This is a genomic window from Myxococcus vastator (genome assembly GCF_010894475.1).
In the GTDB taxonomy this organism is placed as follows: Bacteria; Myxococcota; Myxococcia; order Myxococcales; family Myxococcaceae; genus Myxococcus; species Myxococcus vastator.
The window spans coordinates 1-10,483 of sequence record NZ_JAAIYB010000308.1 but is presented as its reverse complement, the minus strand read 5'-3'; the positions used below and the strand labels follow the sequence as shown (position 1 = coordinate 10,483).

Annotated in this window: 10 protein-coding genes; 3 read left to right on the top strand and 7 right to left on the bottom strand. The window is 68.9% G+C overall.

What is annotated here, in order from left to right:
- Positions 1 to 714 (top strand): OmpA family protein (locus G4D87_RS25825; RefSeq protein WP_163784954.1); only part of this gene is annotated, 714 nt, incomplete at its 5' end.
- A 16-nt stretch (positions 715 to 730) separates the two neighbouring features.
- Here G4D87_RS25825 and G4D87_RS25820 read toward each other — a convergent pair.
- Genes G4D87_RS25820 through G4D87_RS25810 form a run of 3 tightly spaced genes read right to left on the bottom strand, consistent with a single transcriptional unit; the run spans position 731 to position 3,798 of the window.
- Positions 731 to 1,102, bottom strand: a complete 372-nt coding sequence (locus G4D87_RS25820) for a response regulator (protein ID WP_163784952.1) — start codon at positions 1,100 to 1,102, stop codon at positions 731 to 733.
- Positions 1,099 to 2,685, bottom strand: coding sequence for a DUF7125 family protein (locus tag G4D87_RS25815; RefSeq protein WP_240358611.1), 1,587 nt, complete (start codon positions 2,683 to 2,685; stop codon positions 1,099 to 1,101). The genes G4D87_RS25820 and G4D87_RS25815 overlap by 4 nt, the downstream gene beginning before the upstream one ends.
- Positions 2,686 to 2,703: 18 nt before the next feature.
- Positions 2,704 to 3,798 carry a hybrid sensor histidine kinase/response regulator gene (locus G4D87_RS25810; protein WP_240358610.1) on the bottom strand — a complete coding sequence of 365 codons (1,095 nt, stop codon included), beginning with the start codon at positions 3,796 to 3,798 and terminating at the stop codon, positions 2,704 to 2,706.
- A gap of 231 nt (positions 3,799 to 4,029) precedes the next feature.
- Between G4D87_RS25810 and G4D87_RS25805 the strand changes: the two genes are divergently transcribed.
- Positions 4,030 to 4,602, top strand: coding sequence for a hypothetical protein (locus G4D87_RS25805; RefSeq protein WP_176410629.1), 573 nt, complete (start codon positions 4,030 to 4,032; stop codon positions 4,600 to 4,602).
- 30 nt (positions 4,603 to 4,632) lie between these two features.
- Here G4D87_RS25805 and G4D87_RS25800 read toward each other — a convergent pair whose 3' ends face one another.
- Both G4D87_RS25800 and G4D87_RS25795 read right to left on the bottom strand, forming a co-directional pair.
- The gene (locus G4D87_RS25800; RefSeq protein WP_163784946.1) at positions 4,633 to 6,291 is read right to left on the bottom strand and encodes a M14 family zinc carboxypeptidase; all 1,659 of its coding nucleotides are present in this window, start codon (positions 6,289 to 6,291) and stop codon (positions 4,633 to 4,635) included.
- Between the two features lie 475 nt (positions 6,292 to 6,766).
- Positions 6,767 to 7,498, bottom strand: coding sequence for a DUF7873 family protein (locus tag G4D87_RS25795; protein ID WP_163784945.1), 732 nt, complete (start codon positions 7,496 to 7,498; stop codon positions 6,767 to 6,769).
- Positions 7,499 to 7,691: 193 nt separating this feature from the next.
- Between G4D87_RS25795 and G4D87_RS25790 the strand changes: the two genes are divergently transcribed.
- Positions 7,692 to 8,273 (top strand): sll1863 family stress response protein, encoded by a 582-nt coding sequence (locus G4D87_RS25790; protein WP_163784942.1) that lies wholly within the window; start codon positions 7,692 to 7,694, stop codon positions 8,271 to 8,273.
- Positions 8,274 to 8,339: 66 nt separating this feature from the next.
- On the opposite strand, the gene G4D87_RS25785 is transcribed toward G4D87_RS25790, so the two are convergent.
- Positions 8,340 to 9,254: a hypothetical protein gene (locus tag G4D87_RS25785; protein WP_163784940.1), complete on the bottom strand. Its 915-nt coding sequence runs from the start codon at positions 9,252 to 9,254 to the stop codon at positions 8,340 to 8,342.
- Between the two features lie 69 nt (positions 9,255 to 9,323).
- A partial coding sequence (locus G4D87_RS25780; RefSeq protein WP_240358609.1) for a J domain-containing protein occupies positions 9,324 to 10,483 on the bottom strand: 1,160 nt, incomplete at its 5' end.

Below are 10,483 nucleotides of genomic sequence, written 5' to 3'. Positions count from 1 at the left end.
GCCCCCATCTCACCGACGCCGCCCGTGCCCTCGCCGGTGAAGACGGTGGAGGCGCCGGAGCAGGGGCCGGTGGCGCCCGCGAAGCTGCTGCTGAAGGTGCTGGCGGGGAAGCGGCCCGTCGCGGCCACCGTGTACGTGAAGTCCGCTTCGGGGGCGCCGCGGCGGGTGATGGTGGACCGCAAGGCGCGCAAGCCGGTGGAGGTCATGTTGCCGCCTGGGGAGTACCGGCTGGACGTGCTGTCCCAGGGCTACCTGGCGCAGACGCGAAAGGTGACGCTCTCCCGGGAGGCGGTGCCCACGGTGTCCTTCACCCTGGCGAAGGCGCCGGTGAAGAAGTCCCAGAAGGTGCGCCTGAAGAAGGACGTGGTGGAGCTGCCGCGCGCGCCGCGCTTCGCGGAGAAGCAGGCCGCGCCGCGCAAGGGGACGACGGCGGGGCTGGCCCTGCTGATGGACATGTTCGTGCGGGACGAGAAGCTCCGGCTCCGCATCGAAGGGCACACCGACAACCGCGAACGCCCCGCGGCCGCCGCCCGCAAGACGCTGTCCGAAGCGCGCGCCGACGCCGTGGCCAAGGCCCTGGTCGCCGCGGGCCTGGAGGCGTCGCGCATCGAAACCCTGGGCCTGGGCGACACCCGGCCCAAGGCGCCGAACCTGCTGCCCCGCGGGCGCGAGCTGAACCGCCGCGTGGAGTTCGTGCTGCTGCGCAAGGAGTAGACGGAGGGCACCGTCATCACGCGGGCGCCGGGACGGGCGGCAGTTGCTTGTGCACCTGCTCCAGCAGGCGTTCGAGCGAAAATGGCTTCTTGAGGAACCCCGCCCAGTCGTAGTCGGGCGGCCGCACCGACGGGTCGATGGCGCTCATGATGACCACCGGCAGCGACGCGAACTCCCGCGAGCCGCGGATGGCCCGGATGGTCTCGAAGCCATTCATCACCGGCATCATGACGTCGATGATGGCCAGGTCTGGACGCGCGTCCTTCAGACAGTCGAGTGCCTCACGGCCATTCGCGCAGGTGACGACCCGGTAGCCCTCGTCCTCGAGGATGGACTTCACCGCCTCCGCGATGTCCAGCTCATCGTCGACGACCAGAATCGTCTTCATGAGGGCCTCCGCCCCGCGGGCTTCCGCTTGGGCTTCCGGGCCGCCTTCTTCGCCGCCGCCCTGACGCCCATGGGCGACTTTCTGGTGGCCTTGGCCTTGGGCGGTGCTCCCCTCACCACGGCATGGCCGGTGAGCACGGCCTCGGCGCTCTCGAAGGTCTCCGCGACGGTGATGCCTTTGTCGGTGATGGAGAACTCCCGGATGCCGCTGTCGTACTGGCTCTCCCGCATCTTCATGATGGAGATCAGCCGGTAGAGCTGGGAGCGCAGCTCCACGTAGCGCAGCAGGATGACGTTCTCCACGTACGCGGTGGCATCTGGCTGCGGCGCGTCCACGTTCGGGGAGAAGAGGGCCGTCTCATCGGAGTAGACGGTGGTGACGTCCAGCATCCGCAGCTGGTGGGACAGGGCGGAGAAGAAGCGGCTCATCCGCTCCGGGTAGACGGTCGCCGAGCGGAAGCCCGCGATGCTGTCGACGAAGAGCCGCAGCCGTTTCACCTTGCGCTCCTGGATGCGCTCCAGCAGCCGCTCGGCGAGCGCGTCCAGGTTGTGCTCCAGCGGCGGCTGCCACTGGATTTCGATGAGCCCCGCGTCCACGTACTTCTTGAAGTCGCCCATGCCCACGCCCTCGGCCTTTTCAATGAGCCGCTGGGACGTTTCGTAGAAGCCGAAGTAGACACCGGGCTGTCCCTGTCTGGCGCCCTCCAGGAGGAAGCGCAGGCCCAGCAGCGTCTTGCCCGTGCCGGGAGCGCCCAGCAGCAGGGTGGTGGACCCCGACAAGAGGCCGCCGTGCAGGGACTTATCCAGGCGAGGAACCCCGAAGGCCATCCGGCTGCGCTGCCCCTCTTCCCGCTCCTGGGGATTGGAGAACAGCACCTCGGTCCGGGGATGGACGATGACACCCCGGTCGGAGATTTCGAGCTCGTGCTTGCCGAGCAAGGAGTCACTGCCCCGGAACTTGAGCGCGACCAGCTCGCGGACGGCACGCGGTCCCGACAGCCAGAGGGACAGCTTGAAGACGCCGTCCACCGCCGTGGTCTCCGGAGGCATGTCTCCGGCGAAGTGAGGCGACAGCAGTATCGTCGTGCAGCCGATGATGCCGATGAAGGTCTGCAGCTCCTGCAGGAAGCGTTTGTAGGTCAGGTCGCCGCGGGCGAACTCCTTCGCCGCGTCCATGCCGTCCATGATGAGCAGCGTGGCCTGGTGTTGCCGGGCCGCGCGCCGCACCAGCTCCAGGAGCCCCTTGAGCCCCTCGGTCTCCAGTTGGTGATAGGCGCTGATGTAGTGGAGCTTGTCGGGGATGACAGACGCGTCGAAGAACGACATCGCCTCCAGGTTCGCCAGCATGCGCGCGTGGGACTCCGTGAGCAGCGTCACGTAGAGCGCCTTGCCGCCATGCTTGACATGCCAGAAGGCAATCTGGTGCGCCAACAACGTCTTGCCGGAGCCGGGAGGGCCCAACACCGCGTAGGAGGCGCCCTGGATCAGGCCGCCCTTGGTGATGAAGTCGAGCCGGCGTACGCCGGTCTCCAGCCGGGGTGTCATCGCCTTTCGCTCGCTTCCACCGTCTTCCCCTGACGACACGACACGCCTTCCTTTCGGTCAGTACGCTTCCACCCGGTGACGGGGCAGCGTGACTTGAAACGTCGAGCCTTCGCCCGGCTGGCTCTCCACCGTGAGTGTTCCTTCGTGCGCGGCGACGATTTCCTGGGCGATGTAGAGCCCCAATCCCAGCCCATCCGTGCCAGCGGTGGTGACCGCGCGCTCGAAGCGGTTGAAAATGCGGGCCAGGTCCTGCTCCGCGATGCCAATGCCCTGGTCCCTGACGCGGACCTGGAGGACGTCCGGATGTTCCTCCACCATGAGGCGGACGGGCTTGCCGTCTCCGTAGCGAAAGGCATTGGTGAGAAGGTTGCTGATGACCTGCTCCAGCCGGAGCCTGTCTCCCGCGAGCAGCGCGGGCCGCTCAGGCAGGGCCAGCGTCAACGCCACGCCGGCTGCCCGGGCCTGCATGGCCAGCCGCTGGGCCACGTCGCGCGCGGCCTCGGCCAGGTCCATCATCTCCAGATGGAGGCGCATCCTCCGGTGGCCCACTCGGGACACATCCAGCAGCGTGTTCAGCAGCTCTTGCATCCGGATCAACTGGCGCAGCGCGGGTGCGGTGCTGGCTTCGACCGTCTTCCGGGACACTGTATCGCCCCGCGTGCGGGCCAGGTGGTGGAGCACTCGCTCCAGGTTGAGCCGCAGCGCGGTGAGCGGTGTCCTCAGCTCGTGGGCCGCGATGGCGAGGAACTCGTCGCGGAGTTGCACCGCCGCCTGGGCCCGTGACTGCAGCCGCAGCAGTGCTTCGATGTTGGCGAGGAGCTCGTCGTCTCCCAGCGGCGTGGTCCAATAGGCGTCCGCTCCCTGGGCCAACCCGCGGAGCCGGTCCTCGCGGCGGACGGAGACGGCGGACAGGTGTGCAATCAGCAGGTCGCGCGTCTCCTCCTGCTCCCGCAGGCGCCGACAGACCTCGTAGCCGTCGATGTCGGGCAGGTGCACGTCCAGCAGCACCAGGTCCGGGCGCCCGCTCGCCAACCGGAGCGCCTCCGTTCCACTGGTGGCGTCCACGACGTGATAGCCCGCGTTCGTGAGGATGCGACCCGTGAGATAGAGGACGGCGGGCGTGTCATTGACGTTGAGGATGGTGGCGCGCACGGGCGCGTCCTCCTTCGGTCGTCCTGACGCGCTGCTGGGGTCCATTCCAGGAAGATGGGCTTGGATTCACCCGAACGGAATCCCCAACGTGCGACGGCGTGCCGTGAGAGGTGTGTGGTGTCGCACACTCCGCGGCCCACCGCGGGGTGATGGGTTCTGAATAGAGCCGCGGAGCATGCGTCTGCCCTCATGAACACGACGGCGGGCCCTGAGCTCACGAGGACGCACCCCATGAACCGCATCGCTTCCGCGCTGGTCGCAGCCCTTCTCCTCACTGGCAGTGCCCAGGCCCAGGGCTTCGGCCCCCGTCCCACGCGCGTGGAGCGGGGCGAGCTGCGCGATGACCGCCGCGACGTGGAGGACCTGCGGAAACTGCTGGTCCGCTTCGACGCCGCGTGGAGCAGCCGGAGCGAACGGAAGATGGCGAACGTGGAGGTCAGTCTGCGCAAGCTGCTCCGCGCCGAGCTGGCGGAGAGCGAGCGGGAGCTGTCCAAGGATTGGGCGCAGTCGCGGCGGTCCCGGCGGGATGCGCGCGTGGCCCAGTGGGGCGGACCCCGGGCGGCCCACTGGGGCCGGGCCTCCGCCGTCGAAGCCCGGAGCGACCTGCGCGCCGAGCACGCCGCGCTGCGGACACGGAAGGCCATTGCCCGCGAGCTCGACGAAATCGAGGGACTGCGGCAGCCCGGGGCCTTGAGCTACAAGCGCACGCTCATCCTGGAGCTCATCCAGGTGGCGGAGCGGGAGCTGAACCAGTCCCGGCGGGAAGTCCGTGACGACCGGCGTCCTCCCAGCCGACGCCGCTGAGCGCCCCGCCGGCCAGTCCCGGCGGTGGGGTTACTCCGCCTTCTTCGGCGCGGTGGCGGCGCCCACCACGCGGTGCACCGGGTACAGATCGCCCGGGGTGATGGCGTCGTCGAGGAACTGCCAGCGGCAGAAGCCATCATCGGAGTGGGGCTCCAGCAGGTACACGGCGAGCGTGCCGGCGCGCTGGGCCGTGGGCACGTAGAGCGTCCCCGCGGGGAACTCGCGGGTGGTGCGCTCCGGGGCCACCGTGAGGACCGTCTCGAAGCGCACCGGTTTGGGCTTCTGGCTGAGCGGCACCTCGGCCTCGCCGGGCGGCGGCACGTTCGCCGCCACGTCGGGGCTGAACGTCTCCTCGCGCCGGGCCACGCGGTAGCTGTCCACCGTGAACGGCCGGGACTTGGGCAGCCGCTCGAACTGGATGCCATGGCCCTCCAGCCGCGAGGCGAGCTCCGCGGGGGCCAGATAGGCCTCCGGGGTGCTCACGGACTGGGTGGGGACGAAGGTCCGGTGGTGCGGCATCGCGTAGGTGCGCTTGCGCTTACCGGGGTAGCGCCGCGCGGTGATGCTCGCCTCGTCGAACGCGAGGATGTTCGCCGTGTCCCCGGGCCGGGCGTACGCGGGGTACTCGAACGCCAGCGCGCCCTGGGCATCGCGCGTGGCCACGCCGTAGTTGATGCCGACGAGCGTCTCCACGTCGGGAGCCTTGCCCCGCGCGATGATGTCCGCCTGCGTCTCGTCGGTGATGGCCCGGTAGGTGGCGGCGTTCCGGGCCGCGTCGCGGAAGAGCTCCAGCAGCCACGCGCGCATCACCGCGCAGCGGCGCGGGAAGTCGATGTAGCTGTACGTCTCCAGCAGCACGTCCAGCCGGCCGAGCAGGCCCCGGTAGTGGCTGCCGAAGCGCGGCAGCGCCGGGTACGTGTGCCAGCCCGAGCGCGGATCGCCTTCGTCCTTGTAGTTGCCGTACCAGAAGCTGTCGAAGCCGTGGCGGCCCTGCACGGCCTTGGCGACGCGCTCCAGCATGCCCCGGTTGTAGGCGCGCAGCTTGGAGAAGAGCGGCTCGTTCGAATGGGACGTGTCGAACGTCAGGTCGAAGGCGTGGATGCTGCCGTCGGTGGTGTGGCAGTCGATGAAGACGTGGGGCCACCAAGTCTGGTGCAGCGCGGCCATGGCGCGCGTCTCCGGGGCCTCCTGCTTCGTGCTGTCGCGGTTGAGGTTCCAGCCCTCGCCCGTGTAGCGGGTGCCCACGCCGCCCTCGGGGTTCACCTGCCCCTCGAGGTCCTGGAGGTTGAGCCTCCGGTTGTTCGGGCTGATGCGGTCGTTGCCGTCGGGGTTGAAGTCGGGCACCAGCACCAGGCACACCTTGTCGAGCAGCGTCTGCCCGAGCCGGGTGAGGGTGAGGTCGCGCGCGAGCGCGAGCACGGCCTCCTTGCCTTCGACTTCGCCCGCGTGGATGTTGGCCTCCACCATCACCACGACCTTCTTCTGCTTGCGCGCCTGCTCGGGCGTGAAGCAGCCGCGGTCGCTCACCACCAGCGCCACCAGGGGCTGGCCCTCGCCGCTCAGGCCGAAGTCCACCCGGTGGGCGAGCTTCGTGCGGCGGCAGAGCTCGTCCACGAAGGCCAGCACGTCGGAGTGAAGGGACGTTTGTGTGTAGTTCGACGCTTCAGCGCGGGTCAGCAGCCGGTTCATGGGGGCGCATCCGAGCGCTCCCGCCCAGGCGCGTCAAGTCCCGCTGCGCCGCTGGAAAGAGTGAGCCCGAGCAGGGTGTCCTCCTGCCCGGGCTCGGGGTGCTGCCATGGATGAGACCCGCACGTTTAAGTTCCCGCCTGCGGTTGAGACCTCGGGTCCTGCGATTGAACGACCGCCGCGCAAGGTGGAATGGAGCGGCGGGCTGGAATTGCACCAGCATCACGAGGGAGGGGGCGGGAACGGTTGATCGGGCCTGCGACAGCGAATGCTGAGTCTGGAGTGGGAATCTGAGTTTGGGGTGCTTCGCGCGCTCGTGATGCCGCCTGCCTCTACCGTGATTGGGCTACCCCGCCGCAGGGGATGCGGAATGGCGGGGGCAGGGCTCGAACCTGCACTGGGGGACGGCCGGAGAACGCTCGGCGTGAAGCTGCTGCTGAGTTTGAGTCTGGACTCCAAAAGGTCTGCGGCCGTGAGTCTAGCCGAACAGGTAGCCGAGGAGGGCCTCGCCGGCCTTCATTTCCTCCACCTCGACGGCGTTCGCCTCTTCGCGGGCGAACTTGACGGCCTGCTGCAATTTCTCCACGCGCTCCAGCAGGTCATTCATGCGCGTGGCGGGGAGGGCCCCCGAGAACTTCACCGTCTTCCAGTAACCGACGACGATGTCCTCGTAATAGACCTCCACCTGGGCCGGGTGCTTCTCGGTGGCCTCGGACTTCACGTGGTTGCGGGGGACCTTCTTCGTCTTCGCCGTCTGCACGGGCTCGGTGGCCCACAGGCCCTGCGCCGGGTCGGGAACCCACGACTCCGACGGGTCCAGCGTGGGCAGCTTCATCACGAAGGTGTGGAGGTCCACCAGCTGCTTCTCCAGGAAGAGAAGATAGGTGGCGGGAACACCCTTCAGCAGGACCCTGCCATCCACGCGCACGTCTACCTTCGCGTGACAGTTGGTGAGGTCCTTGGTCGCGGTGACGTCGAAGAGCCGGGTGAGAATCTCTTGCGTCTTCTTGAGGACGTCTTGCGTTCGTACCTGCACGCGGGTGGATTCGGGGGGGAAGCGCTCACCCTCCTCGTCGCGGGGCTGATACGTGCGGGAGATGCCGCTGAGCAACTGCGGCTTCTGGAGGTCGTGATGGGCCTGCGTCAGCTCCTGCTGGGAGCGGTTCTTGACGCCCTTCTCGACGGCGATGATCTGGTTCAGCTTCGGCATGTCGCCCCTGACGCGGCATGGCGCCTCGCCCTGACATGCATTCGCCAGGCGCGCGCTCCGTCAGCCGCCGGCCCGGGGAGCCGGACGCCCGGGCCTCGGCCGCCGCAGTGTGTGCGTCCATGGGGGTGAGCCCTCATGCATGACATCAGCACAGCGCCGCGCCCGGAAGGTCGCGCGGAAGGAGACACGCGTCATGACGGAGCAAGAGGCCTACGTGAAGCAGATGGATGCGGAGAAGCGGAGGCTCGACGCCCGGATCGCGGAAACGGAGGCGCAGGCCGACGTCCGCCAGGCAAGCGACGAGCTCAAGGACATGTCCGCGATTCGCCGCGTCTTCGACAAGTTCCGCGTCAAGCTGGATGAGCTGGGCCAGCGGCAGACGCAGAACTTCGACCAGGGCAAGGCCGAGCTCCGGAAGTCCTACGACGACACCAACCAGGCGGTCATCGAGATGGAAGCGAAGATGGCGCTCGTCCGTGCCGGCTATGAGCGCAAGCGGGAGGCGGAGCTTCGAGCGCTTGGCGCGCAGGTGGATGGTTGGGAAGCGTCCGCCACGCAGTCCCGGGCCGAGGACTCACGGCTCACGCGGCAGGAGCTCGAGTTCATCCGTCGCTCGCTGCATGACACGGAGTCCGCGCTCCGCCGGTTGATGAGCAGCCACGGCGAGAACTGGTCGAAGCTGAAGAAGGACTATGAGGACTCGTGGCGCGAGCTGCGGGAGCGCTCCGACAAGATTCGCGAGGGCGCGGACGTGCAGCCGTCCTCTCGCGCCTGAACCTGGACGGCATGAGGACCGGACCGGGTGAGGTCCGGCCTCGCGCCCAGGACCGCGGACGCCGCGTCAGAACGCGCGGTTCACCGCGTACCCGCAAATCTTGTGCTCGGCCTTGTACGTGTTGGGGCCGGGGATGCCGTCAATGGGGCCCGTGTAGCCGAAGCTCCGGCCCACCGTCTGGACGCGCGTCCAATAGACCTTCCCGGGGATGCCGTCCTCCTGGGCCGACGTGCGGGGCCCGCCGCGACGGTTCAGCTCGCGCGCGGTGATGCGCACGCGGGCCATCTCCGTGTTGGGCCCGGTGACGCCGTCAATGGGGCCCGTGTAGCCGTAGTCGCGCCGGGCGACCGTCTGGATGCGCTTGTAATAGATGGGGCCGGGGACGCCGTCGTACTCCGTCGTCGTATGCGGCAGGCCACCACCGGTCGGCGGAGGCGTGCCACCGCCCGCGATGCGCCCGCCCGCGTAGTCCATGGACCAGCCGAGATAGCGCGCGCCCGTCGCGCCCGAATACCCGTGGACGCTGTTCACGCCGATGGCATCACCCCATGACTGCGCCAGCTTGCGCGTGGCCATGAACACGGTGCCGCCACCGCCATTCAGGTCCGCGCCGACGTGGCCATACGCGCCAATGTCCCACCAGTGGAACGCCCCCGTGGGCGCCTGGGTCGGGTCCATGGAGATGATGCGTGACGCGCGGAACGCCTCGATGGCGGAGGGCCGCGCCGACGACTCCGGCAACTGGCCGAAGCGCCACATCAACGAACCACACCACTGGTCCCACGTGCCGCCGTCCCGCTTGGGATTGGCGGCGGCGAAGGCCCGCGCCCTGTCATAGATGGGCGAGTTCAGCTCGGATGTCTCGGCTTCGAGCGCGTCCGGCGTGAGCGCCTCCGTGTCCTCGACGGCGCCGCCACACGCACCCAGCACGATGACCACTGACACCAGCGCGGTGTTCCACGTCATCCCGTTCGTCTTCATCCCATGGCTCCTGTCATCGCCGTTCTCCGCGAGGTTGTCGGCGGGAGCATGGTTGGAGTTTCCAGGAAACTAAGTTTTTCCTGTATCTGAAGTTTTCCTGCGAACGTGCTCCCAGGCTTCGATGAGCCTGCGCGTTTCCTCCTGCGCCAGGGTCTGCAGCTTGGGGCCGAGCTGCGCGACCTTGTCTGGATGGTACTGGGCCACCAGTGACAAATAGGCCCGCCGTGCATCCGCGAGCGGAGTGCCGGGAGTGATTCCCAGCACCTCCCAAGCAGACGCCACAGGCTCCGGCTCCGGCTCAGGCTCCGCGTCTGGCGATTCGTCCGCGTCGTCGGCTTCTTCCTCCACCTCCTCGGGAGGTTCGACGGGAGGCGCGGGCCGGTCAAAGCCCACGCCGCAGGTGGCGCACAGGAGCCGCTCCTGGGGCTCACCGGAGTCGGAGGGAACGACGCGTGTGTCGAAGCAGTCCCCACACACGATGTTGCGACAGGACTCACAGCGCGCGGCGGAGGGGGCGTCGTCCAGGTCCTGGCCGCACCGGAGGCAGTCGTCTGGCAGGGGTGCCTCTTCGCCACACCGCACGCAGTGGGCCCACGCGCGGTCCAGGCGGTGCTCGCACTCCGTGCACTCCAGGTCGCCGCCGCTCGCGGGCTCCCAGTGCTTCGCTTCTCCGCACCACGGGCAGCAGGGCATCAGCCACGCCAGCTTCCCGGCGCAGTCGTCCGCGTCGCAGTCGAACTCGAGCCGGTAGCCCTGGGCCACGGGCTCGGGCGTGTTGGCCTCGTCGAAGGACTCGCCACAGGCCCAGCAGTGATTGAAGCGCGGGTGGGAGGGCGCCTCGCACGCCACGCAGACGGGGTTGCCGTGCTCGGCCTTCCATTCGACTTCGTCGCCGCAGCCGGGGCAGAAGCCCATGGCCTGCGTGACGTCCGGGTGCTGGCAGGAGGACCTCGCCGCGTGGGCGGCCCGCTCGCGCTGTCCAGGCGGGGCGGGGAAGGGGGGCTTGAGGCCTCGCTCCGTCAGGTGCTCCCACCAACAGGCGCGGCAGACGCGGCCCCGGGCCTTCCGGTTCGCGGGGCCGGGCGCCACCGGGCGTTGCCGGAAGTCACCGGCCTCCAGGACCTGCGTGCTCAGGCACACCTGGCAGACCCTGTCGCCGCAAACCTCGCAGCTCCCCGCGAGGCGGCGGACGCCCAGGCCCAGGATGCCGGCGGTCAGCACCTCCCTGC

What these genes read in the sequence shown, in the direction of transcription:
- G4D87_RS25800 (WP_163784946.1), bottom strand. Translation starts at nt 6,291, where the DNA reads ATGAACCGGCTGCTGACCCGCGCTGAAGCGTCGAACTACACACAAACG.
- G4D87_RS25805 (WP_176410629.1), top strand. Translation starts at nt 4,030, where the DNA reads ATGAACCGCATCGCTTCCGCGCTGGTCGCAGCCCTTCTCCTCACTGGC.
- G4D87_RS25820 (WP_163784952.1), bottom strand. Translation starts at nt 1,102, where the DNA reads ATGAAGACGATTCTGGTCGTCGACGATGAGCTGGACATCGCGGAGGCG.
- G4D87_RS25790 (WP_163784942.1), top strand. Translation starts at nt 7,692, where the DNA reads ATGACGGAGCAAGAGGCCTACGTGAAGCAGATGGATGCGGAGAAGCGG.
- G4D87_RS25785 (WP_163784940.1), bottom strand. Translation starts at nt 9,254, where the DNA reads ATGAAGACGAACGGGATGACGTGGAACACCGCGCTGGTGTCAGTGGTC.
- G4D87_RS25795 (WP_163784945.1), bottom strand. Translation starts at nt 7,498, where the DNA reads ATGCCGAAGCTGAACCAGATCATCGCCGTCGAGAAGGGCGTCAAGAAC.